This window comes from Cupriavidus sp. GW823-FHT07A04 (genome assembly GCF_058794615.1).
In genome coordinates this window covers 86836-111030 of sequence record NZ_JBXAHA010000016.1, presented here as the reverse complement: position 1 = coordinate 111030, position 24195 = coordinate 86836, and the positions used below count along the sequence as shown (strand labels likewise).

General features: G+C 64.3%; 19 protein-coding genes and 2 tRNA genes. 9 read left to right on the top strand and 12 right to left on the bottom strand.

Annotation, left to right across the window (positions count from 1 at the left end):
• Window positions 1-36 precede the first annotated feature (36 nt).
• The 10 genes from AC1Q7Q_RS26335 to AC1Q7Q_RS26290 form a co-directional block, all read right to left on the bottom strand.
• Window positions 37-270, bottom strand: a complete 234-nt coding sequence (locus tag AC1Q7Q_RS26335; protein ID WP_492370668.1) for a DUF2188 domain-containing protein — start codon at window positions 268-270, stop codon at window positions 37-39.
• Window positions 271-371: 101 nt separating this feature from the next.
• A complete protein-coding gene (locus AC1Q7Q_RS26330; RefSeq protein ID WP_492370667.1) occupies window positions 372-752 on the bottom strand; it encodes a helix-turn-helix domain-containing protein in 381 nt (126 codons plus the stop codon).
• A gap of 195 nt (window positions 753-947) precedes the next feature.
• On the bottom strand, window positions 948-1511 hold the full coding sequence (locus AC1Q7Q_RS26325) for a hypothetical protein (protein ID WP_492370666.1): 564 nt from the start codon (window positions 1509-1511) through the stop codon (window positions 948-950).
• Between the two features lie 112 nt (window positions 1512-1623).
• On the bottom strand, window positions 1624-2145 hold the full coding sequence (locus AC1Q7Q_RS26320) for a hypothetical protein (RefSeq protein WP_492370665.1): 522 nt from the start codon (window positions 2143-2145) through the stop codon (window positions 1624-1626).
• 212 nt (window positions 2146-2357) lie between these two features.
• Window positions 2358-4049 (bottom strand): sensor domain-containing diguanylate cyclase, encoded by a 1692-nt coding sequence (locus AC1Q7Q_RS26315; protein WP_492370664.1) that lies wholly within the window; start codon window positions 4047-4049, stop codon window positions 2358-2360.
• 115 nt (window positions 4050-4164) lie between these two features.
• Window positions 4165-5328 (bottom strand): DNA polymerase IV, encoded by a 1164-nt coding sequence (gene dinB / locus AC1Q7Q_RS26310; RefSeq protein ID WP_492370663.1) that lies wholly within the window; start codon window positions 5326-5328, stop codon window positions 4165-4167.
• Window positions 5329-5401: 73 nt separating this feature from the next.
• Window positions 5402-7867, bottom strand: coding sequence for a TonB-dependent receptor (locus AC1Q7Q_RS26305; protein ID WP_492370806.1), 2466 nt, complete (start codon window positions 7865-7867; stop codon window positions 5402-5404).
• Window positions 7868-8038: 171 nt separating this feature from the next.
• Entirely contained in the window at window positions 8039-9058 is a 1020-nt protein-coding gene (locus AC1Q7Q_RS26300) for a FecR family protein (RefSeq protein ID WP_492370662.1), read from the bottom strand.
• Window positions 9059-9127: 69 nt separating this feature from the next.
• Complete coding sequence (locus AC1Q7Q_RS26295) at window positions 9128-9631, bottom strand: sigma-70 family RNA polymerase sigma factor (RefSeq protein ID WP_492370661.1); 504 nt, start codon at window positions 9629-9631, stop codon at window positions 9128-9130.
• 253 nt (window positions 9632-9884) lie between these two features.
• The gene (locus tag AC1Q7Q_RS26290) at window positions 9885-10376 is read right to left on the bottom strand and encodes a hypothetical protein (RefSeq protein WP_492370660.1); all 492 of its coding nucleotides are present in this window, start codon (window positions 10374-10376) and stop codon (window positions 9885-9887) included.
• Window positions 10377-10709: 333 nt separating this feature from the next.
• Here AC1Q7Q_RS26290 and AC1Q7Q_RS26285 point away from each other — a divergent pair, with 333 nt between their 5' ends.
• Window positions 10710-10961 (top strand): DUF1488 family protein, encoded by a 252-nt coding sequence (locus AC1Q7Q_RS26285; RefSeq protein WP_043345911.1) that lies wholly within the window; start codon window positions 10710-10712, stop codon window positions 10959-10961.
• Between the two features lie 47 nt (window positions 10962-11008).
• Here AC1Q7Q_RS26285 and AC1Q7Q_RS26280 read toward each other — a convergent pair whose 3' ends face one another.
• Both AC1Q7Q_RS26280 and AC1Q7Q_RS26275 read right to left on the bottom strand, forming a co-directional pair.
• The gene (locus AC1Q7Q_RS26280; RefSeq protein WP_492370659.1) at window positions 11009-11665 is read right to left on the bottom strand and encodes an SOS response-associated peptidase; all 657 of its coding nucleotides are present in this window, start codon (window positions 11663-11665) and stop codon (window positions 11009-11011) included.
• 157 nt (window positions 11666-11822) lie between these two features.
• Window positions 11823-12680 (bottom strand): 23S rRNA (adenine(2030)-N(6))-methyltransferase RlmJ, encoded by an 858-nt coding sequence (locus AC1Q7Q_RS26275; RefSeq protein WP_043345913.1) that lies wholly within the window; start codon window positions 12678-12680, stop codon window positions 11823-11825.
• A 252-nt stretch (window positions 12681-12932) separates the two neighbouring features.
• On the opposite strand from AC1Q7Q_RS26275, the gene mnmC reads away from it, so the two are divergent.
• From mnmC to AC1Q7Q_RS26235, 8 genes are all read left to right on the top strand, one after another.
• On the top strand, window positions 12933-14957 hold the full coding sequence (mnmC, locus tag AC1Q7Q_RS26270; RefSeq protein ID WP_492370658.1) for a bifunctional tRNA (5-methylaminomethyl-2-thiouridine)(34)-methyltransferase MnmC2/FAD-dependent 5-carboxymethylaminomethyl-2-thiouridine(34) oxidoreductase MnmC1: 2025 nt from the start codon (window positions 12933-12935) through the stop codon (window positions 14955-14957).
• 223 nt (window positions 14958-15180) lie between these two features.
• Window positions 15181-16542 (top strand): trigger factor, encoded by a 1362-nt coding sequence (gene tig, locus AC1Q7Q_RS26265; RefSeq protein ID WP_441630808.1) that lies wholly within the window; start codon window positions 15181-15183, stop codon window positions 16540-16542.
• 73 nt (window positions 16543-16615) lie between these two features.
• Window positions 16616-17266 carry an ATP-dependent Clp endopeptidase proteolytic subunit ClpP gene (gene clpP / locus AC1Q7Q_RS26260; RefSeq protein WP_043345919.1) on the top strand — a complete coding sequence of 217 codons (651 nt, stop codon included), beginning with the start codon at window positions 16616-16618 and terminating at the stop codon, window positions 17264-17266.
• A 246-nt stretch (window positions 17267-17512) separates the two neighbouring features.
• Window positions 17513-18787 (top strand): ATP-dependent Clp protease ATP-binding subunit ClpX, encoded by a 1275-nt coding sequence (gene clpX, locus AC1Q7Q_RS26255; RefSeq protein ID WP_043345921.1) that lies wholly within the window; start codon window positions 17513-17515, stop codon window positions 18785-18787.
• Window positions 18788-19036: 249 nt separating this feature from the next.
• Complete coding sequence (gene lon / locus AC1Q7Q_RS26250; protein WP_043351692.1) at window positions 19037-21448, top strand: endopeptidase La; 2412 nt, start codon at window positions 19037-19039, stop codon at window positions 21446-21448.
• A 284-nt stretch (window positions 21449-21732) separates the two neighbouring features.
• A tRNA-Val gene (locus AC1Q7Q_RS26245) sits at window positions 21733-21808 on the top strand.
• A gap of 56 nt (window positions 21809-21864) precedes the next feature.
• Window positions 21865-21941: transfer RNA gene (locus tag AC1Q7Q_RS26240), tRNA-Asp, on the top strand.
• A 246-nt stretch (window positions 21942-22187) separates the two neighbouring features.
• Entirely contained in the window at window positions 22188-24137 is a 1950-nt protein-coding gene (locus AC1Q7Q_RS26235) for a SurA N-terminal domain-containing protein (protein WP_492370657.1), read from the top strand.
• Window positions 24138-24195 lie beyond the last annotated feature (58 nt).

Below are 24195 nucleotides of genomic sequence, written 5' to 3'. Positions count from 1 at the left end.
CGTGTCGGGTCCTCGACGCCAGCCGCCAGAGCATGATCAGCCTCTTATGCTCCTGGGGTCCCGCCCGTAGCTATTCCGCGTGCGGATCTGGCCATCCTGGCCGTGCACCAGGAGTTCCACCTTCTCGCGCTGTGCAATCGCCGTCGCGGCTTCCACCGCTTCTTCCTGAGTGAGGAAGTGTGCTCTTTCGCCCTTTGCCCCCTCGTGGATGATGTCCCACCCGTCGCCATGAGGCACGACGTGTACGTTGCGTTGCGGTATCGAATCCATGGTTGTCTCTCTGAGCAGTGCGCTACTGCTGTTTTAGGGGATGTTCTGTCCGCGGGATGGCGGGAGGTATCCGATATTTCGTCTGGACATCGGATGTCGCGCTATTTTTCCGGCTGTCCGACCAATACGTCGAGCGGGACGCGCAGCGCCGCCGCCAAGCTCTGGAAAACCTCCGGGCTGCCATCGCGTTTGCGGTTTTCTATCTGGCTAAGGTAGGGCTTGCTAAGGCCTGCCGCTGTCGCCAGCGCATCCTGGGTCATGCGGCGATATTCCCGCCATGCCTTGACCGGGTTATCCCCGGCGAGTTCGGCGTCCAGGATGGCGGCGGGGATCCGAAAGGTGTTGTCTTGGGCCTTGGCGTGGTCTGGCAGCGTGACATCGCCCGGATCCTCGACCCGGTGCTTGATCCGCTCCCACACCTCAATAGGCACTACCGCGAACTCGGGGTGGCCGTCACGTTCGATGAACTGAATATTGATCATGGAAAGGCACCTCCTCGATGGGCGTTCCGCGGCATTTGCGGGCATGGCTTGGGCGGCCGGGCCGATTGCCTGGTGAACGCGATCGTGTGCATCTTCATGTTAGCCATTGCGGCTAACAATTGTGCAAATATTGTTTGCTGGTTGCCGTCGCACCCGATGCGCGGAACCTTGATCTTTGGCCGGCGTCGCAACCCGTCAACCCACCAAAACGTCCTCGCCCACGATCGCATCAATCTCCGCATACGACCAGTCCGACTCCTCACCCACCGCCAGCTCCAGATCAATCCATGCGCGCTTGATCAACGGCTCAGCCCCCAGCCCGCGTCGCGAAACGACCCGGATCAACCGTCCGCCGCGCGCTTGTATGAACTCAGCCTCTGCTTGCGTGGACACATCGGGGACCACAACATCGCGGCCATCGAGCCGGGCCAGCGTTTGCGCGAAGTACCTGACCAATACATCCGGATCCATCGGCGCACGGTTCCATGATTCCCGAAGCGTGCGCAGCAGTTGGGCAGGTGACTTGCCCAGCGCCGGGATGACGTCATGGAGTTTGGCCAGGCCGAAGTATGTCTCATGGATGCCCGCACAGGCCTGGATCATGTGGCGCAGCGGGGCGTCGAAGGTGATGACGTGGAAGGCGTGGTTCCCGCAAGCCAGGTAGTTCGTGATGAGGTCCTGGCCGGAGCCCGGGCGGCCGCAGAGTCCTATGAGCATGAAGTTTCCTTGGTCGTGCAGCTTCAGGGAAGTCGATGCCAAAGATTACCTATGGGTAATTAAAAAGGCAAGCTCGACGGGTAATCGAGATGCCCCAAGAGGATCGTGCGGAGCGCGGGGTGATACATCCTGCAAGCCGGAAGTCGCGCTGATCTCAGCTTGCGGACGTTTTCTTGCGTGGCTTGGCGGGTGTCTGTATGCCGCTTTCGTGAACGGCGTTGCTGGCTTGCTTGAATGCCGTGCTTCTCCCGTCGGTCTTCAGCACGCGGGCAGTTTTGGTGCTTTTCTTGTATTTACGCACCGATTGCACGGCTTCGACCTGCGTGATCAATTCGATGGCCGCGAGCATCCTGTCGATGTCTTCGTTGCGCAAGCCATTGATCAGGCGGGCGAATCGGGCGGCTATCTCGGGCGGCAGGGATTCTTCTTTTGGGGGTGCGGCGGCGTCGTGCGCGTCGCCGTCCAGCCATAGGCGAGGCAGGCCGAGCTTGGCTTCGATGTCGCGTGCGAGATGTTCGCCGATGCGTTTTTTTCCGGCTTTGCCTGTGTCCGAGAATATGCGGGAGAAGTATGAGGGGTCGCGGTCTAGCCGGTCTGACAGGCGCGCTATGGAGCCGCCAAACTGTTCGGCCATGATCTGGGCTAGGCGCTGTTGACGCGTATCTTGAATATCCATGGCCCATTAAACCTGTGCATTACCTGAAGGTAAATTTTCTGTGGGTACTTCAAATTCAATGACTAATGGGTAATTTAATGGGTGGTTTATGCATCAGGAGGCGCTTTCCGGCCATTGATGAATGGCGTGAGAGGCTGGCCGGGGTGCTGGGGATTCTGCCGGTGTGTCATTGCCCTGAGGTATCGCTTCGCCAGCCACCGGCCTGGCGTGGATCAGTAACACTCGATACGGTTGCGGCCGCGTTCCTTGGCGCGGTAGAGCGCCCCATCGCTGCGTAACAGCGATAGGTCCGCGCTGGGATCGGCGGCATGCATGAGGGCAATGCCGACGCTGACGGTCAGCGTGACGATCTGGCTGCCGTCAAGCAGTGGGGTTTCCGCGATCTGATGCTGTACACGCCTGGCGAATCGTGTCGCCGCATCAAGGCTCGCATCGGGGAGCACCACGGCAAATTCTTCGCCGCCGATGCGGCCGGCGAAATCGTGCTTTTGCAGCGCATTGCGCAGCAGCGTCGCGAAACACCGCAGGGCGTGGTCGCCCATGGCGTGGCCCCAGGTGTCGTTGATGGCTTTGAAGTGGTCGAGGTCAAACGTCAGGACGGCGGCAGGGCGGCCGTCGGTGCGCTGGATCCGGGCGAGTTCCTGTTCGATCCGCACGACGAAGTGACGGCGATTGGGTAGTTGCGTCAGGAAATCGATAGTTGCAAATTCCTGCAGTTCTCCCTCGATGCGCTTGCGCTCGGTCACGTCTGTGATAAATCCGTGCCATAGCGTGCTGCCGTCCTCGAGCCGCCGGGGGCGCGCGTCGCCTTGCCGCCAGCGCAGCCCTTGCCTGGGCAGTTCGACGCGGTACTCGAGGTGCCACGGCTTCAGGCTCGCCGCGGATGCGTGAAGCGAGGCGCCGTAGGCTTCCAGATCGTCGGGGTGGATGACGGCATGGATGGGGGCTGTGCTGGCGGCTACCTGTTGCGGCGTGAGTTCGTAGATATCGGCGATGCCGGCGCTGGCGTAGGGGAGGAAGGATTCCCCCGTTGGCAGCAGGCGATGCTGGAATACCAGTCCCGGGACTTCGTTGGTCAGGCTGGTGATCAGGTCGACGGTTTGCTGCAGTTCTTCGGAGAGTGCCTGGATGGCCGTGATATCGGTGGTGGTGCCGATCATGCGCAGCGGCTCGCCGTTGCTGCCGCGGCTGACTACCTTGCCGCGGCTGGATATCCATTTATAGCTGCCATCCTTGCAGCGGATCCGGTGATCCACTGCATAGCTTTCCGTCTCTTGGTTGAAGTGGGCTTGCATGGCGGCCTGGACGTAGGCGAGGTCGTCGGGATGGACGCGGGTATAGCTGTCTTCGATCCGGTTGGTGATCTCGGACGCTTCATAGCCGATGATGGCCTTCCAGCCGGCCGAGTAGTGGATGTTGCCCGCCTGGACATCCCGGTCCCAGACGCCCGTGCCGCTTCCTGCGATGGCCAGCTCGAGCCGCTTTTCGTTTTCCGCTAGCCTGCCGGTGTCGTCGTTCAGTTTGCCTTGGGCCAGGTCGCGCTCGATGATGGCGACCGCCATGTCGGCAAAGTCTTGCAGGAGGCCACGCTCCGCCTGGTCCAGTTCGCGTGATCCGGCGTCGAACAGCCAGAAGGCGCCAAGCTGGCCGCCGCTCGATGTGGTCAAGGCGCACGCCGCATGAAAGCCCATGCATAGGCCGTCGACGAGGATGGGAGCGTCGCCAGGATGCGCATCATGGGGCACATCATGCAGCGTAACCAGCGCAACCGGGACCTTGAAGAGATGCTGTGCGAGGCGTGTCAGCGCGTCAAACCGCTCTTGCTGCAATGCGGCTTTCAGGTTCAGCGGCTTCGAGGTGTCGATGCGGTCATGTCTGGTTTCAGCTTCGGTAGAGGCCCGCATATCCAGGTCAAATGACAATTGACGTTAGCCCGAAGGTGTTGATCGTGCAGCCAGCGCTGCAGTTATGCACGGCTGCGCCAATACTATCAGACGGATCGGCCCGCGGCGGGGTCTGCTAAGGGTTGTCGGCGAAAGGCAACTCTCCCTGTGCCGGCAGCGCAGCTGGCGCCAGTTCGCCCGCGGGTGTCAGCGCGCTGACCCTCACGCCCAGCAATCGGATCTTCCGGTCCAGCGGAACGCGTTTGACGCATTCGGTGGCGGCGCGCCGCAACTGTGCGGCGTCCGCCGTCGGGGCCAGCATGCTGAGGTCGTGGGTGACGGTGTGAAAGTCGTCGTAGCGCAGCTTGACGCCGATGGTGCGGCCCACATAGCCCTTGCGGCGAAGGTCTTCCGCCAGGCGCTGGCACAGGCCGGTGAAGACTTCGGAAAGGGTCTGGCGGTCTTGCTTGGGGTGCAGATCGCGCTCGAACGTGGTTTCCCGGCTCATGGATTTGGGCTCCGAGCTGGTGACCACCGGGCGTTCGTCATGGCCTTGCGCGATCTCGGCTAGCCAGGCGGCGTAGCTGCGGCCGAAATGGCTCTGCAGCATGCCCAGGTCCGCGCTGGCGAGGTCGCCGACCGTGGCGATGCCCAGCGTTGCGAGTTTCTCGGTGGCCTTCGGGCCGATTCCGTTGACCTTGCGCACGGGCAGCGGCCAGATGCGCAGTGGCACATCGCTGGCTGCCAGCAGGGTGAGCCCGTCGGGTTTGTCGAGTTCGGAGCCGATCTTGGCGAGGAGCTTGTTGGGGGCGATGCAGATGGAGCAGCTCAGTCCCGTGGCTTCGCGCACCGCTTGCTTGATGCGGGTGCCGATGTCGGCGGGCTCTCCCGGCACGTCGCTCAGGTCGATGTAGATCTCATCGATGCCCCGGTCTTCGATTTCGCTGGTGAAGGTGGCGACGGCAGCCTTGAACAGGCGGGAGTAGTGCCGGTACGAGTCGAAATCCGTGGGCAGCAGGATGGCGTCGGGGGCGAGTTGCGCGGCCTTCATCATGCCCATGGCGGAGAACACGCCCAGCGCGCGGGCTTCGTAGGTGGACGTGGTGACGACGCCGCGCCCGGCGTAGTCGCGCAGGCGGGCAAAGCGCCGGCTGCCGTCGGGAAGTATCTCGGGTACCGCATTTCGTCCACCACCGATCACCACTGGCTTGCCGCGCAACTCCGGGTATCGCAATAGCTCGACGGACGCGTAGAACGCGTCCATATCCAGGTGGGCGATGCGGCGGGGTGCAGATGACATGGCGTCAGTGGGTTACTGTATGCATATACAGTATATCGAATTCTGCCGACAATACCGCTGCGCCCCGGTCGCGCTACCAGCGATGCACGTAGGTGGCCGTCATGACGATGCCCGCCGCGGGCAGGTGGGAGGTGTTGTTGCTGTTGCGCAGCAACTGGCTGTAGAGCGGGTAGTAGTAGCGGTTGAGCAGATTCTGAATGCCCACTGTGATGGTGTCCTTCTTGCTGACCTGGTAGCGGCTGATGAGGTCCAGCGTGGTGTAGCTGGCCACATCGCGCCGCCCAAAGCTGTCGGCGCCGTTGAGGCGGTAGTCGTGTCCGGCGAAGAAGGTGGCTTGCAGGCGGTGGCTCCAGGCGGGCGTAGGCCGGTACTGCACGTACCCGGTGAGCTTGAGGGGCGGGATGCGGTAGCCGCTCATCTGCTGGCTCGGGCTGCCTTGCGGGGTTTCGCGGCCGCGCATCAAGGTGAAGGTGCCGCCGGTGCCCCATTGCTCGTTGTCGGACAGGTAGTCGGCGGAGGCTTCCACGCCATAGATGCGCTCGGCGGTGCGGGTCAGGATCAGGCCGTTGTTGAAGCTCTGCACGTCGCCCAGGTTGGAGGTGGTGTAGAACACCGCCAGCGAGGTCAGGGTGTTGCCGAAGGCGCCGCGCCAGCCGAGCTCGTAGTTGTTGGTCTTGACCGGCTGCAGGTCGGAGGCGCCGAGATCGAAGCCGGCGCGCGCATTGCGTACCTGCAGGCCGATGTCGGGCAGGTTGAAGCCCTGGCTGAACGCGGCATAGAGCTCGTGCCCCTTGACCGGCTTGTACACCACGCCGACATTGCCCAGCAGCGCGGTGTAGTCGACCGAGCCGCCCTTTACCGTAGCCGGCTGTGCCAGGCGCGATTGCGACAGCGGCACGAAGTCGTTGAAGCGGGTGTTGGCGTACTGGTAGCGCAGGCCGCCCTCGGCCGACCACTGCGCGTTGAACTTGTGCTGCAACTGGCCAAAGCCGCCCAGGCTGCGCGTGGTGATCTGCGGCATGTAGGTGAGCGTGCCGGTCTTGTTGAAGACGCGGCCGCCGCTGGCGTCATAGGCCTTGGGATCGAAGATGTCGATCGGCATGTCGCTGCGTTCCTGCTCGAAGTCCAGGCCCCATACCAGGCGGGTGCGCTTGGCGCTGTCCAGCGGCGTCTTGATGGTGAGGCGGCTGCCGAACACGTCGGAGTTTTGCATGGACTGGTCGACATTGCCGCCGCGCGTGACGACCGAGCGCGCGTCGAAGGGCGTGAAGCGCGTGAAGTAGTCGCGGTAGTAGAGCTGCGCGCAGACCGCGCTGCCTGCCAGGTCCTTGTGCTCATATTCGAGATTGACCAGCATGTTGCGGATCTGGTTCTGGTCGGCGAGCTGCAGGCCGCTGATGGCGCGTGCGGGCACGCTGCCCGGCGTCAGGCGGGCTACCGATGGGTCGGAGGCGTAGTCGGTGTCCTGTTTGGCGTTGAAATGGCTCACCGCAAGCTGCACGCGCTGCTCGGGCGTCAGGCGCAGGCCGAGCTTGCCGCCGATGTTGTAGTTGTCCGACTGGAACAGGTCGCCCTGGCTGGGCTCCGGAGCGACGCGCTGGCCGCGCGCATCGTAGGCGCTGCCGATGCGGCGGGCACCGACGTCGAAAGCATAGTCGACCATCCCCTCGCTGCCGGAAACATGCTGCTGCAGCTGGCCGGACAAGCCATCCGCGCGCAGCCGGGACAGCGGCGAGGTGAGTGAAAACGTGGTCTCCGACAGCGGCGGGCCGCCGGCGGGGCGCGTGTTGATGGAGACGATGCCTCCGGTGGCCCCGCCGCCGTAGATGGCGCTGCTGCCGCGCAGGACTTCGATGCGCTCGATCAATGCGGGGTCCACGTTGGCGAGGTTGCGCGCCGAGTCCCGGTTGGTGTTCAACGGAATGCCATCGACGAGGACCAGCATGCCGCGGCCCCGCAGGGTCTGGCCGAAATCGGTCACGGTATGGCTGGAGTCGGCCATGCCGGGAACGACCTTGGAGAGCAGGGTGGCGACGCTGTCGGAGCCGGTCTTCAGCGCATCGAGCTCCTCGCGGTCGATGACCGTGACTTGCCGCGTGGGGCGCATCAGGTCGCTGGAGGTTCGCGAGGCGGTGACTTCCACGGCTTCGAGCATCCTGGCGGCCTCCGGGGCGGGCGCGGTCGTCGTTGCCGGGGTGGTCAACGTTGTGGTGGCGGCGACCGGTGCGGCGGCACCGGCCTGGCCCACGGGCTGCAGCACGATGCCGCTGCCATTGCGCTGGTAGCGGATGCCGCTGCCCTTGAGCAGCATATCGAGCGCGGCTTCGGCGGGCATGCTGCCATGCACGGCCGGGGCTTGCTTGCCTGCCACCAATGCGGGCGTGAAGAACAGCTGGAGCGATGTTTGCCGGCCGAGCTGCGTGAGCGCGTCGGCCAGGGGCTGGGCACGGATGTCGATCGCCACCGGCGATGGCAAGGCTGGCTGGGCAGTTGCCGGCGTGGCAACGGCGCCGATCAGCGCGGCGGCCACGGTGGCCATCAGGAGGGGCCTGGCGCGTGCGTGGCGGGCCGGGATCTGTTGCTGCTTCTCAGGATGTTGCTGGTTCACGTCGGGTCTTCTCGGAGAGGCCGGATTGGCACAAAGGCACGCAGGCCCGCGGCGCGCGGGCACGTTCCGGGAGAAGACGAAACGCGGAGCAAAAACCTGAATCTAGCGTGAAAATATTTCCGTGCTGCCGTCGGGCAGGGTGCGCACGCCCACCGGCAGGAACTGCGGCAGGGCGGCGAGCAGGGCATCGGTATCGTCGGCGCGGAACACGCTGCTCAGCCGCAGTGCGCCGGTGCCGGCGTCGCGGATCCTGACCGGGCTGCGCCGATAGCGGGAGACCTCGGCGGCTACCAGCGACAGCGGCTGGTCCTTGAACAGCAGCTTGCCTTCGCGCCACGCCACGGCGGCGCCGAGATCGACCGTTGCCGCGGGCGCGACCCGGCCGTCGCCGGCAATGCGCGTGCCAAGGCCGGCCGACAGGCGCGCCGCAGACGCAGCTGCACTGCGCCCTTGTACGCTCACCGACCCGGATTCGACCGCGACCGTGACCTCGGCGCCGTCCCGGCGCACGTCGAAGCGGGTGCCGGTGACCGTGACGCTGCCACTGCCGGCATCGACCACGAAGGGCCGCTCGTTGGCGTGGGCGACCTCGAACATAGCCTCGCCGTCTGCCAGCGTCACAGTGCGCTGGCCTGGCTCGAATCGTACCGATAGCCGCGTGCGCGTGTTGAGCTCGACGACGGAGCCGTCGGGTAGCGTCACGCGTTGCCGCTCGCCAGGCGCGGTGCTGAAGCTGGCTGTGTAGTGGCTCGCATCGCTGGCCACATAGGTAGCCGGGCCGGGCGCGGCCTGCTGGCGCATGAGCCAGGCGGCGCCAACGGCCACCGCGCAGAGGCTGGCCAGTATGGCGGCGCGCAAGGCAGGTCCCGATCTCCGGGCGGCGGCGGCCGGTGCTGGGTCTTGCGCCAGGGCGCGCAGGCGCTCCGGGTCGAGCACGCCTGCCACTTGCCAGATGCGCTCCAGCGCGGTGTATTCGGCCCGGTGCATGGGGCTGGCGCCAAGCCAGGCCGCCATCTCAATGCGTTCTTGCTCGCTGAGTGAGCCAGCGCGGACGCGCGCAAACCAGCGTGCCGCGGCTTCACGGGGAGCGTCCGGCGGCGGCGTCGGCGTCATTGGCGTCATCGGCGTGCGGCCCCAGGGAGGGGCGCGGGCAAGGAGGAGGGGGCAGGAGCCTGGATCAAGGCGTGGTACTCAATGGGGTGCTTGCGGGCCGAGCCGGTCGCGCAGATGGCGCATCGTGCGGATCATGTGTTTTTCGACCATGTTCCTGGAGACCTGAAGGCGCTCGGCGATCTCTTGCTGGGAGAGCCCTTCAAGGCGTTGCCAGACAAAGACCTGACGGCATGCCAGCGGCAGCTCCGCCAGCGCCTGCTCGAGCGCGGCGGCGAGCTGGATAGCGTGGAGCGCGGCTTCGGGATCGCCGGAGCTTGCGTGATGCGCGTCGATGCTGTCAAGCGGGAGCGTCTGCCGGCCTCCCTCGCGCCGGAAGGCGTCAATGGCAAGGTGGCGGGCGGTCTGGTGCAGGTAGGCGCGGGGATGCTCGGGCGGGCTGTCCTTGCGCTCCAGCACCTTGAGCAGCGCGTCCTGAGTCAGGTCCTCGGCATCAAAGCGATTGGCGAGCTTGCGAGTCCAGGTGCCAACCAGCTCTTCGTAGTAGGCGAACAAGCCGAACGCGCGCGAGGGATGTGACGGCATGGCGTGCGCGCGGTTGCGGGTGGTTGCAAATGCGACGTATTATCATTTGCGCGGGCAATGTTCGTCAATAGCTACATTGAGTGGCGCGACAGAGCAGCAATACGGAGCAGCAACATGGCGCCCGCCCGCCGGCGCGAAAAAAAAAGCCCGCGAACTGCGCGGGCCTTTGAAAGCGCAGCCGGTGTAAGCGGATCCGGCTGGCTCGCGATTGTCGCAATGGCCGTCGGAATCTCTTTCCCCTCTGGCGATGGGATCAGCGGAGCAGGAAGGCGATATCGTCGACGCTGATCTGCCCCGGCGCGACGCCGCGGCGCTGCTGGAAAAGGATGTGCTGGAGGACCTGGCGGCGCTGCCTGGCGAAGACGGCCAGGTCGATGGTAATGCCGGCCCGGGCGTAATGCTCGACCAGCAGCTTGTAGGCACGGTGGCGCATCTGCAGGGCTTCGCCCTCGGCGCGCAGCCGGCCGGTGTCTTCGGGCGGCGTCACCTCGGCCCGGCGCAACGCCTCCATGGCGGCGGCGTGCATGTCGCGGTAGCGGTCCAGTTCGGTTTGCGTGGCGTGCAAACGCTCGCGCAGCGCGCGGACCTTGCGCTGCAGCTTTAATGTCATGCCAACGCCGTGCTCGATGAGGGCGACGGTTTCCAGCGCGTGGCTGGCTGCGGCGATCGTGTTTTTCCAGATGCCCCTGTCTGTCACCTCGACGTCCGGCGCCCACCCGTTGCTGGCTCCGCGCAAGCTTTTCATAAGACCCCTTGACCCTAGTGTTGATGTCAGGCGGACAGCTTTATGATTGCCGTCCTGTCCTGGACCACGGAGATCGTGCCACCGTGGTTGTGATGCGAATCGTACGGTCTGGCCGTGCGCGGGCGAAGTAGAAGATGCTTAGATCTGGTTTTCCCAACACCTATGTCGCGTCATGTCTGTGCGGCTCGACACCAGGTCATCGGTAAGCGATATGGCAATGAGAAGCGGTCTTCTCCAGACTTGCTGATGGGATAGTTGCCCAATCCGGCGCAAATACGGCAGTCCCGCCTTCTATACCGTACAGAGGGCGGCGAATCGGACTAGGATACAGAGATGGCACTTAATTTTCCCAATCCCAGCCGGAGTTACGACCCATCCAGGCATTGCGTATGTTTTTGGGGCTACGACAGTTCGCGTGAGATCTCCTTCGAGGTCGACCGAGCGGTACTCTCCAACCTCAGCCCCGAACTGCGCCCGGACGAGCCTGCCGTGCTGGAGGCATTCGACCGCCACCGCGACCACATCCTGGAACTAGCACGCGGGCTTTATTCCCGCAGCCGGCAGAACAGGTACACCATCTCCTGACGGCGGCACGATCGCTGGCGATTCCGATCGTGAGGGGCGCTCGCCCGTCACGATGCCTTTGCCGTGCGAGGCGGCAGCGGTGCGGGTTCCGCCGCCATCTTGTCCGCCGCATAGGGGCGCAGGAAACTACGCGCCAGTTCCGTATCCCGGCAGTTCAGCCAATCGTCCCAATCGGTGGGCGGCACGATCACGATCATCCTTTTTTCCTTGCCCGGCGCATGGAAGCGGCGCATCAACGGGTGGCGATCCGAGTTGATGGTCAGCATGGTGAAGCTGACGGCCTGCTGGCCATCCGCGCCTGGCCACGCGCGCCAGAGCCCCGCGATCGCCATGGGCGCGGCGTCCTTGAGCCGGATGCGCCAGCGCACAGCCTTGCCGGTTTCGTAGTTGGGCTCGTAGAAGCAATCCGCTGGCACCAGGCAGAACTGGCCGCTCTTCCAGGCGGCGGAGAAGGTTCGTTTTTCGGCCACCGATTCCGAGCGCGCGTTCGTGGTGTCGAACTTCGCCACGCCCGGTGGAATGCGTTTCCTGGGGACCATGCCGAAGGTAGCGACCAGGCATTGCCGCTGGCCATCATGGTCCGAGACGAGCAGCGGCGCCGCATAGTCGGGCCATGTTTCCGGCGGCCATTCCTGCGCCGGGCGGGTGACGCCAAATACGTCGCGGAGCAGGCCAGCCTGCGCGGGTGCGTAGTTGATGCACATGGGCTGCCTCCAGCGGGCGCCTCTTGCTAATGGGATTTACCAGTATGGAGGATGGGTGGGGAAGGCCAAAGCCCGGTACGGGCGAACGCCCGCTGATTGCCGAGCCGATGCGGTTGCGCGAGGCACGCAACCGGGCGCGGCCCGGCCGGCGCGAAGGTCAGCTTTCCTGCGCTTCCAGCGTGAAGCCGGCGCCGTCGTCCTGGCGCAGCATCGTCACCAGGGCCGGCATGGCTGCCTCCAGGGTTTCTTTCAGGCGCCACGGCGGGTTGACGATGAACATGCCGCTGCCGTGCAGGCCCAGCCCGCCAGCGACCGGGTGCTTGACGCGCAGGGTGACGTGCAGCCAGCTCTTGAGCGGCAGCTTTTTCAACTGCACCGGCAATTGCACGGATTCGCGGCGCTGCACTTCGGGATACCAGATCGCGTACATGCCGGTGGCAAAGCGCTGCAGGCAATCCTGCAGGCTGCGCACCACGCGGCCGTAGTCCTGCTTGTCCTCGTATGAGGGGTCGATCAGCACCAGCGCGCGGCGCGGCGGCGGGGGCAGGATGGCGTTGATGCCGGTGAAACCGTCGCCGTCGTACAGCATGACGCGGCGGCCGGCGCCACGGAAGTTGTCGCGCAGCACCTGGATTTCGGTGCTGTGCATCTCGAACAGGCGCAGGCGGTCCGCGTCGCGCAGCATCTGCCAGGCGAGCCAGGGCGAGCCGGGATAGTGCTTCAGGTTGCCGTCCGGGTTCAGCGTGCGTACCTGCTCCAGGTAATCCTCGACCAGCGTCGGCATGGGCCGCTTGGCGGCGGCGGCCTGCCACAGCCGGGCAATGCCGGTCTCGAACTCGCCCTTTTTCTGCGCGTAGGCGTGATCGAGCGCGTACAGCCCGGCGCCAGCGTGCGTGTCGATGTACCAGAAGGGCTTGTCTTTCTGGCTCAACTGCTCCAGCAACTGGACCACGATGGCGTGTTTGAGAACATCGGCGTGGTTGCCGGCGTGGAAGGCGTGACGGTAGCTGAGCATGGCGAGGCGGGAAAAGGGCGTGCGGGGCGTGCAGGTGCCGGCCTGGAGGGGCCGGCGGCACAGGGCGCTATGCTACCATCGCCGGGCTTTGGGGCGGGCCGGCGGCATGCCGGAGGGCGCGCCTGGCGGGCGATTGCCGATTGCCGGCTCCTTCGCCATCCTCCGGTCCCAATGCACTTCCAGTGCATTGCGCGTCTGACGGTCCTGCGCATTTCCCATTCTCCCGACCCTTGTCACCTTGTTACCTTGTCCATGTCCCGCAGCCTAGATCTCGCCGAGCCCGCATTTTCCGCCTCAGGCTTGCCATACTCGGCGCGCTACGACGAGGCCTATCACGGTAACGAGGATAGCCTGGAGCGGGCCCGTCACGTCTTCCTTGCCGGCAACGGTTTGCCGCAGGCCTGGGGTGGGCGCGGCCAGTTCGTGATTGTGGAGGCCGGCTTCGGGTTGGGGCTGAACTTCCTGGCAACCTGGCAGGCATGGCGAGACGATCCCAAGCGTTGCCGGCGGCTCCACTTTGTGTCGATCGAGAAGCATCCGTTGACGAGCGAGGGGCTTGCCGCGATGCATGCCAGCCTTGGCGCGCAGGCGGCGCTCATGCCGTTGGCCGCCGAACTGAGGGCCGCGTGGCCGCTGGCGCTGCCCGGCCTGCACCGGCTGGAATTCGAGGGCGGGGCGGTCGTGCTGACGCTGGCGTTTGGCGATGTCGACGCCGTGCTGCCGCGGCTGGCGCTGGGCGCGGATGCGTTTTACCTGGACGGTTTTTCGCCTGCGCGCAATCCCGATATGTGGCAGCCGCCATTGATGAAGCGGCTGGCCCGGCTGGCTCGCCCGGAGGCCACGCTCGCCACCCACGTGGCGGACATCGTCTTCCAGCGCGGTTTGCAAGCCGCCGGCTTCGCGGTCAGTTCTGCACCGGGATATGGCTCAGAGCCACCGATGACCGTGGCGCGCTTCCCCGTCATGCACGGCACGCGGCGGCAGCCGCCGCCATCCGCCGCCGCGTGGCCCGAGCGGCACGCGATCGTCATCGGCGCGGGCCTGGCCGGCTGCGCGGTCACGGAGCGGCTGGCCTTGCGTGGCTGGCGCGTGACCTTGTTCGATGCCCATGACGGCCCGGCGCAGCTGACCTCAGCCCACCGTGCCGCCGCCATGCATCCGCACTTGTCCTCGGATGACAGCGTCCTGTCGCGCCTGTCGCGCGCCGGCAACCTGCAGGCCCTGCGGACCTGGGCGGGGCTGGCGGCGGCGGGACATGCGCCCGGCTGGCAGGGCTGCGGCGTGCTGCAGACCGGTGCGGGCGTGGAGGACGCAGCTATCCAGCAGGCGGCTCTGGCCGCCCTGGGTTTTCCGGAAGCGTTCGCGCGGTGGATGAGCGCCGAGGAGGCGGCCAGCCGGCATGGCGCGCCGGTGCCCCATGGGGGGCTGTGGTTCGGGCAGGGCGGCTGGGCGCCGCCGCCCGAGATCTGCCGCGCGCAGTTGGCGCGGGCCGGGACGGCGGTAACGGCGCGCTATGGCAGCCGCGTTGCGCGGCTGGCGCGTGTGGCGGATGGCTGGCAGGCGCTGGATGAGGCGGGCATGGTCATGGCAGCGGCGCCGGTGGTGGTCGTGGCCAACGCGTACGAAGCGCTGCGCTTGCTCGCGCTGCGCCATATGACGATCGACCGGGTGCGCGGCCAGCTCACCACGCTGGAGCCGGCAGAGCTGGCGCGCCTTGGGCAATGGCCCGATTGCGTGGTCACCGGCACCGGCTACCTGCTGCCGCGCGCCGCGGATGGCACCGCGCGCATCGGTTCCAGCTACGAGCCGGATGCACAGGAATCCGGCGCGCTGGACGAGCGCCCCGCGGTGCACGCCGAGAACCTCGCCCGGCTCGCCGCGTTGCTGCCGGCGCTTGCCGGCACGGCCGCCAGCCTGGATCCGGCAACGCTCAAGGGGTATGTGGGCGTGCGCAGCGTCTCGCACAACCGCCTGCCGCTGATCGGCCGCGTGGCCGACGAGGCCCAGGCGGCGCGGGACGCCGCGGCACTCAGCGGGGCACGCCTAAGGGATATCCCTCGGCTGCCGGGGCTTTACGCGGCACTTGCATATGGCTCGCGCGGCCTCACATGGGCCGCATTGGGGGCGGAATTGCTGGCCAGCCAGATCGAAGGGGAGCCATTGCCGCTCGAGCTCGAACTGGCCGAGGCCATCGATCCGGCGCGCCTGCTGGTGCGCGCCTTGCGCCAGGGGACCGTGGCAAGCGGTGATGTGCCCGCCGAGCCGGTTCCCGGGTAAAAACTGCCGGAACCGAATGAAAACCGTGCGATAATGCCCGTTTTCCGTTTGCGTGGACCTGCGCCCGGATGCTCTGGAAACGCCAATTTTTGCGCGTGTCCTGCGTGCGACGCGGTTTGCGTGCCGGGTATCGGCATTAGCCGTCGCTTTGCCTGTGTCTTCTCGGGCACGCGAGCGGGGTGCGCTTACGAACACAACAACACTCTGGATTGGATCAACGACCATGTCGAATGTCATTGAAAACCTTGGCAAACTGGACCGCAAGGTGACCCTGGCCATTCCCAAGGCCGAAGTCGAAAAGGAAAAGCTGGAACGTCTGGTTCGCCTGTCGAAGACGGTGAAGATGTCCGGTTTCCGTCCCGGCAAGGTACCGATGAAGATGGTCGAGAAGCAATACGGCCAGCAAGTCGAGTTCGAAGTGCGCTTCGACAAGGCTGCCCGCAAGTTCTTCGACATCACCAAGGAACAAGACGTCAAGGTTGCCGGCCAGCCGAAGTTCGAAGTCAAGACCGACGGCGTGAGCGAAGACGAAGTGGCCTTCGACGCGACTTTCGAGGTCTATCCGGAAGTCAAGCTGGGTGACCTGGCTGGCGCCGAAGTGACCCGCACCAAGACCGAAATCAGCGATGCCGAAGTCGACAAGACCATCGACATCCTGCGCAAGCAGCGCGTGCACTACCACACCCGTGGCGAAGCCGGCGAGCACGGCGACGGCGGTGCGGAAGTGGCCGCCCAGAACGGCGACCGCGTGACCCTGGACTTCGTCGGCAAGATCGACGGCGTGGAATTCCCCGGTGGCAAGGCTGACGACTTCGCCTTCGTGCTGGGCGAAGGCCGCATGCTGCCCGAGTTCGAGCAAGCCGCACTGGGCCTGAAGGTTGGCGAGAGCAAGACCTTCCCGCTGGCGTTCCCCGAGGACTATCACGGCAAGGACGTGGCCGGCAAGACTGCCGAGTTCACCGTCACGCTCAAGAAGATCGAGTGGGCGCACCTGCCGGAAGTTAACGACGAGTTCGCCAAGTCGCTGGGCATCGCCGACGGCAGCGTCGAGAAGATGCGCGCCGACATCCGCGAAAACCTGGAGCGCGAAGTCAAGCGCCGCACGCACGCCATGCTGAAGGACCAGGTCATGGACGCGCTGCTGAAGGCGAGCGAGCTGGAAGTGCCGAAGGCCCTGATCGAGCAAGACCAGGAGCGCCTGGTGGAAATGGCGCGTCGCGACCTGGAGCAACGTGGCATGCCCAACGCCAAGGACATGCCCATCCCGGCCGAAATGTTCACGCAGCAAGCTGAGCGCCGCGTCAAGCTGGGCCTGATCCTGGCCGAGATCGTCAAGGCTCACGGCCTGGACGCCAAGGCAGACCAGATCAAGGCCGAGATCGAAGACTTCGCCAAGAGCTACGAAGACCCGAAGGAAGTCATGCGCTGGTACTACGGTGACCAGCAGCGCCTGGCCGAGATGGAGGCCTACGTGCTCGAAAACAACGTGGTAAATTTCGTGTGCGACAAGGCCAAGGTCACCGACAAGACGGTGTCCTTCGAGGAACTGACTGCCGAAGGCAACAACCAGCCTCAGCAGGCCTGAGCCTGGCCCGTGGCCGGCGCGCGTGGCGCGTTGGCCGCAGCCTTGTCTCTTACCGAACTCCAGGAGAACTTGCATGACCCGCAATGATTTGCTTGACCGTCTGGCCACCACGCAGGCCTCCGCCCTGGAAACGCAGGGACTGGGGCTGGTGCCGATGGTGGTTGAGCAGTCCGGTCGGGGCGAGCGCGCCTATGACATCTATTCGCGCCTGTTGAAGGAGCGTCTGATTTTCATGGTCGGCGAAGTCAACGACCAGACCGCTAACCTGGTGGTCGCCCAGTTGCTGTTCCTGGAAAGCGAAAATCCCGACAAGGATATTTCGCTCTACATCAACTCGCCGGGTGGCTCGGTGTCGGCTGGCCTCGCCATCTACGACACCATGCAGTTCGTCAAGCCGGACGTGGCCACGCTGTGCATGGGCATGGCAGCCAGCATGGGTGCCTTCCTGCTGTCGGCTGGCGCCAAGGGCAAGCGTTCGGCGCTGCCCAACTCGCGCATCATGATCCACCAGCCGCTGGGCGGCGCGCGCGGCCAGGCCTCGGACATCGAGATCCAGGCCCGCGAGATCCTGTACCTGCGCGAGCGGCTCAACACGATCCTGTCGGAAGTCACCGGCCAGCCGGTCGACAAGATTGCCCGTGACACCGATCGCGACAATTTCATGAGCGGCGAGCAGGCAGTGGACTACGGCCTGATCGACAAGGTGCTCGCCCGCCGTGCCTGACAGACCGGCCCGGCTGCCGCAAGGCGGGCCGGGCCGGGGTCGGGTGGCGATCCTCAGGGTATCGCCGCCCGGCCGCAACGAAGAAGGCTATACAGAAACGAGGCCTTGTGCCTCGTTTTTTGCTTTTGCCCCACAGCTTGGGGGTCTACCCGCCGCGCCATTTTTTTTGGCGTATGATGCGTTTGAAGCGTATCCCCGCAGCGCTCCGGCACTGCGGCACGCACACTGCTAATGTGACTGATTCCTATGGCGGATAAAAAAGGTTCATCCAGCGAGAAGCTCCTTTACTGCTCGTTCTGCGGCAAGAGCCAGCACGAGGTAAAGAAGCTCATCGCGGGCCCGTCGGTGTTCATTTGCGACGAATGCATCGACCTGTGCAACGAGATCATCCGCGACGAGGCTGCTGCATCCGACAAGGACGCGGGGGCCACGGCCAAATCCGATCTCCCCACCCCGCACGAGATCCGCGAAAGCCTGGATCAATACGTGATCGGGCAGGAGCAGGCCAAGAAGATCCTGGCCGTAGCGGTGTACAACCACTACAAGCGCCTGAAGCACCTCGGCAAGAAGGACGACGTCGAGTTGTCCAAGAGCAACATCCTGCTGATCGGTCCCACCGGTTCGGGCAAGACGCTGCTGGCGCAAACGCTGGCGCGCCTGCTCAATGTGCCGTTCGTGATCGCTGATGCCACCACGTTGACCGAAGCCGGCTATGTCGGCGAGGACGTGGAAAACATCATCCAGAAGTTGCTGCAGAACTGCAACTACGAGGTGGAAAAGGCACAGCGCGGCATTGTCTACATTGATGAGATCGACAAGATCTCGCGCAAATCCGACAACCCGTCCATCACCCGCGATGTCTCCGGTGAAGGCGTGCAGCAGGCCCTGCTGAAGCTGGTCGAAGGCACCATGGCTTCGGTGCCCCCGCAAGGCGGCCGCAAGCACCCGAACCAGGACTTCCTGCAGGTGGATACCACCAACATCCTGTTCATCTGCGGCGGTGCGTTCGACGGCCTCGAAAAGGTCATCATGCAGCGTTCGGACAAGACCGGTATCGGTTTTGCCGCGCAGGTGCAAAGCAAGGAAGAGCGCGAGGCCAGCGAAGTGCTGCCGCAGGTCGAGCCGGAAGACCTGATCAAGTTCGGGTTGATCCCGGAACTGATCGGCCGCCTCCCGGTGGTGGCTACGCTGGCCAAGCTGGACGAAGCCGCGCTGATGCAGATCCTGGTCGAGCCGAAGAACGCGCTGATCAAGCAGTACCAGAAGCTGCTGGCGATGGAAGGCGTTGAGCTGGAAATCCGCCCGGCCGCGCTCTCCGCGATTGCGCGCAAGGCAATCCGCCGCAAGACCGGTGCACGTGGCCTGCGTTCGATTCTCGAACAATCGCTGATGGATGTGATGTACGACCTGCCTAACTACAAGGGCGTGCAAAAGGTGGTGATCGATGAGAACACCATCACCGGGGACGCTCCGCCGTTGCTGATGTACGAGGAACAGCCTAAGGTGGCTGGTTCGAACTGACGCGAACGCCGGCGCTTATGACGATGCCAGGCCGGCAGCGAGTCCTGAGAGGCCGTTCGCGAAAAGCGAGCGGCTTTTTTTCTTCATTTTCGTAAAACGAAGGGGAGGAAACGGGGGTATGCTGTTTGGACGGGTCTTGCAAGTGCGGGGAGCAGCATTTTGCAACTAGCATCGAATCGCGTGCAAAGGATGTCTTGCAATCGATTCATGAGACCCAATTTACGCCTAAATGACTGACTGGGGAAAATGATGTCCGGAACACAACTCCTCCCGGCTGAGCCGATCCGCTTGCCACTGTTGCCGCTGCGCGACGTGGTGGTGTTTCCGCACATGGTGATCCCACTGTTCGTGGGACGTCCGAAGTCCATCAAGGCGCTGGAAACTGCGATGGAGGCGGGCAAAAGCATCATGCTTGTGGCCCAGAAAACGGCGGCCAAGGATGAGCCGACCGCTGACGACCTCTATGAGGTGGGCTGCATCGCCAACATCCTGCAAATGCTCAAGCTGCCCGACGGCACCGTCAAGGTGCTGGTGGAAGGCACGCAGCGCGCGAATATCCGCGAAGTGAGCGAAGACGAATCGCACTTCATGTGCGAAGCCGTGCCCGTGCCGCCGGGTCCGGTCGAGACCGCCGAGACGGAGGCGCTGCGCCGCGCCATCGTGTCGCAGTTCGACCAGTACGTAAAGCTGAACAAGAAGATCCCGCCCGAGATCCTGACGTCGCTGTCGGGTATCGACGAGCCGGGTCGCCTGGCCGACACCATCGCCGCGCATCTGCCGATCAAGCTCGAGCAGAAGCAGAAGATCCTGGAGATGGTGAATGTCACCGAGCGCCTGGAGAGCCTGCTGTCGCAGCTCGAAGGCGAGATCGACATCCTGCAGGTGGAAAAGCGCATCCGTGGCCGCGTCAAGCGCCAGATGGAGAAGAGCCAGCGCGAGTACTACCTCAACGAGCAGGTCAAGGCCATCCAGAAGGAACTGGGCGAGGGCGAAGAAGGCGCTGACCTGGAAGAACTCGACAAGCGCATCAAGGCTGCGCGCATGCCGAAGGAAGCCAAGAAAAAGGCCGACGCCGAATTCAAGAAGCTCAAGCTGATGTCGCCGATGTCGGCGGAAGCCACGGTCGTGCGCAACTACATCGACACGCTGGTCAACCTGCCGTGGCGCAAGAAGAGCAAGGTCAACAACGACCTCGCCAATGCAGAGCGCGTGCTGGATGAAGACCACTACGGTCTCGAGAAGGTCAAGGAACGCATCCTTGAGTATCTTGCAGTGCAACAGCGCGTGGACAAGGTAAAGGCACCGATCCTGTGCCTGGTTGGGCCCCCTGGCGTGGGCAAGACCTCGCTCGGGCAGTCTGTTGCGCGTGCCACGAACCGCAAGTTCGTACGCATGGCACTGGGCGGCGTGCGCGACGAGGCCGAGATCCGTGGCCACCGTCGCACGTACATCGGTTCGATGCCCGGCAAGATCCTGCAAAGCCTGGCCAAGGTCGGCGTGCGCAATCCGCTCTTCCTGCTCGATGAAATCGACAAGATGGGCATGGATTTCCGCGGCGACCCGTCGTCTGCATTGCTCGAAGTGCTGGACCCGGAACAGAACCACACGTTCCAGGACCATTACATCGAGGTCGATTTCGACCTGTCCGATGTGATGTTCGTGGCGACCTCCAATTCGCTCAACATTCCGCCTCCGTTGCTGGACCGGATGGAAGTGATCCGCCTGTCGGGTTACACCGAGGAAGAAAAGGTCAACATCGCCCAGCGCTACCTGCTGCCCAAGCAGATCAAGAACAATGGTCTGAAGCCCGGCGAGATGGAAGTGAACGAAGACGCCCTGCGCGACATCATTCGCTACTACACGCGGGAAGCGGGTGTGCGTTCGCTCGAGCGTGAAGTGTCGAAGATCGCCCGCAAGGTGGTGAAGTTGCTGCTGCTCAAGAAGGAAACGGGCACGGTCAAGGTCGCGTCCGAGAACCTGGACAAGTTCCTTGGCGTGCGCAAGTACGACTTCGGCCTGGCCGGCAAGGAAAACCAGGTAGGCCAGGTGACCGGTCTGGCGTGGACGGAAGTGGGCGGCGATCTGCTGACCATCGAAGCCGCGATCATGCCGGGCAAGGGCAACATCACCCGCACCGGTTCGCTGGGCGACGTGATGAAGGAGTCGGTCGAGGCGGCACGTTCGGTGGTGCGCTCGCGGGCACGTCGTCTGGGCATTACGGACGAGATGTTCGAGAAGCGCGACATCCACATCCACGTGCCTGAAGGCGCCACCCCCAAGGATGGCCCTTCGGCAGGCGGTGCGATGACCACGGCGCTGGTGTCGGTGCTCACGGGCATTCCGGTGCGCGCGGACGTGGCCATGACCGGTGAGATCACGCTGCGCGGCGAAGTCCTGCCGATCGGTGGCCTCAAGGAGAAACTGCTCGCGGCGCATCGCGGCGGTATCAAGCTGGTGCTGATCCCCGAAGAGAACGTGAAGGATCTCGCGGAGATTCCGGACAACGTCAAGAACGCCATCGAGATCGTCCCGGTGCGCTGGATCGACAAGGTCCTGGAACTCGCGCTCGAGCGCAAGCCCGAGCCTCTGCCTGAAGAAGTGGCCAAGCCTGCCGATGTGGCGGACAAGGGCGCTGCCAAGGTCGAGATGATTCATCACTGATGATGTCTCGCTGATGCTGCCGTAGCTTGCTGGCAGCGCATGAAAAACGCCGCGGGTGTCCCCGCGGCGTTTTTCTATTCTGGCTCCTCCTGTTCCGCCTTCGATCCGTGCCACCTTGCACAACGTGCAGGTGCATTTTCCGGCCTGTAAAAATGCCCGCGAAGAATACTTGGCAAAACGCTAAAGGCTGTATTACACTTGCGCCCTCGCAACGCAAACAGCAGTAATTACTCTGATATGTGCGCGGCGATGCTTGCAGCATGCAGTGCGGCTGCGGTAAGAGCGGGTGCTTAGCTCAGTTGGTAGAGCGGCGCCCTTACAAGGCGTAGGTCGGGGGTTCGAGCCCCTCAGCACCCACCATCGCTCCTGCCGCAAGACAAGCCCGACACACAGATGCATCCTGCAACACCGATTCAGGAGTGGTAGTTCAGTTGGTTAGAATACCGGCCTGTCACGCCGGGGGTCGCGGGTTCGAGTCCCGTCCACTCCGCCAAACAAGCAGTCAGCAAAACGGGCCCTTAGTGGCCCGTTTTGCTTTTTGCGCACCACGTCGCATTCCCAGTTCCGCGCTCCGTTCTTGATCAAACCGGCTCCGGCTTGCAGTGTCCCGCAGCACCCGCCCGGCAAGGCAGATATGGCTCGCCAATTGCGCCGCAGGGCTGCAAATCGCGTGAAGCTTGCCGCTCCTGATAGAATCCCGGGGTTTGCCGTTCGGTACCAACCCTTTTCCTGAGTCAGCATGCTTGATTTCGTACGCAACAACCGGCGCTTGATGCTTTTGCTGCTGCTGGTGCTTGTCTTCCCGTCGTTTGTGTTCTTCGGCGTGGAGAGCTACTCGCGTTTCATGGACAGCTCGCACGACCTCGCCAAGGTCGACGGCCGCGCTATCACCGCGCAAGAAGTGGATAACGTGGTACGTGACCAGAGCGAGCGCATGCGCCAGATGCTTGGCACGAACTACGACCCGCGCCAGTTCGAAGGCGCGCAGGCACGCCAGCAGGTGCTCGACCAGCTGATCCTGCAGCGCGTGGTGGCGGATGAGGTGGCCAAGAAGCACCTGACCGTTTCCAACGAACGCCTGCTCGAGACGATCAGCAGCATTCCCGCCATCGCTCAGTTGCCGAAGAAGAAAGACGGCACGATCGACGACAAGGCCTATGTCGGCCTGCTGGCCCAGCAAGGCATGACGCCCGAGCAGTTCGACGCCCGCATGCGTTTTGACCTGGCCACCCAGCAGCTCAGTAGCTCGGTTGGCGCTACCGCCTTCGTGCCGAAGTCCTTGCTGGACCGCCTGATTGCCATTCGCGACCAGCAGCGCGACGTGCAGGCACTGCAAATCAAGGCGGCCGATTTCACCGCCAAGGTCAATCCGGATGACGCCGCGCTGAAGGCCTACTACGAAAGCCACAAGGCAGCGTTCTCGGTGCCCGAGCAAGCCAAGGTCGAATACCTGGTGCTGTCGGCCGACGCGCTGGCCGCGTCGACGCCGGTCACGCCCGAAGAGCTCAAGTCCTACTACGACAGCAACATCGCGCGCTTTCGCACCGACGAGCAGCGCCGCGCCAGCCACATCCTGATCGGCTCGCCCAAGGAAGCCCCGGCCGCAGAGCGCCAGGCGGCCAAGGAAAAAGCCACCAAGCTGCTCGAGGACCTGCGCAAGCATCCCGAGACATTTGCCGACGTGGCCCGCAAGCAGTCGCAGGACCCGGGCTCGGCGGAGAAGGGCGGCGACCTCGGCTTCATGGGCCGTGGCGCGCTGGTCAAGCCGTTCGAAGACGCGATGTACGCGCTCAAGGATGGCCAGATCAGCGACGTGGTCGAGACCGACTATGGCTATCACATCATCAAGCTCACTGGCATCAAGCCGGCCGAGACCAAGCCGCTTGACCAGGTCCGTACCGAGCTGGAAGCGGAGTTGCGCAAGCAACTCGCCGCCAAGAAGTACACCGAACTGGCTGACACGTTTGGCAATACGGTCTATGAGCAGTCCGACAGCCTCAAGCCGGCCGCCGACAAGTTCAAGCTCACGATCCAGAGTGCCGACAACGTGACCCGCCAGCCGAACCCGGCCCTGGGCGCGCAAAACCCGCTCAATAACGAGAAGCTGCTCAAGGCGCTGTTCAGCGATGAGTCCGTCAAGAACAAGCGCAACACCGAGGCCGTGCAGGTTGGCCCCACCACGCTGGTGGCGGCGCGCATCGTCGACTACCGCCCGGCCACGGTGCGCAAGTTCGAAGACGTGCAGGCCAAGGTGCGCGAAGGCTATATCGCGCAGCAGGCAGCCGAGCTTGCGGCCAAGGCGGGCGCGGAACGTCTCGAAGCACTGAAGAAGAGCGGCGGCGCCGACGGCTTCGGCGCGCCGGTAACGGTCTCGCGTGCCAAGGCCGACGGCCTGGCACCGAAGGCGGTGGAAGCCGTGATGCGTGCCGATACCGCCAAGCTGCCCGCGTATGTCGGTGTGGACCTGGGCGCCGACGGCTACGCGATCTATCGCATTGGCAAGGTCAGCCAGCCTGCGCAGGCGGATGCCGCGCAGCGCCAGGGCGAGGCCCAGCAACTGGGCCAGATGCTGGGCCAGAGCCAGCTGGAAGCCTTCTACGAAGGCCTGAAGGACCGGGCCAAGGTGAAGCTGCTCAAGCCCGCCACCACGACGGAAGCGGGTCCGGCCAGCGGCGCTGGCGCGCAGTAATACTGCCGCTCGCAGCCATAAAGAGAAAGGCGCCTTCGGGCGCCTTTCTCTTTATGGC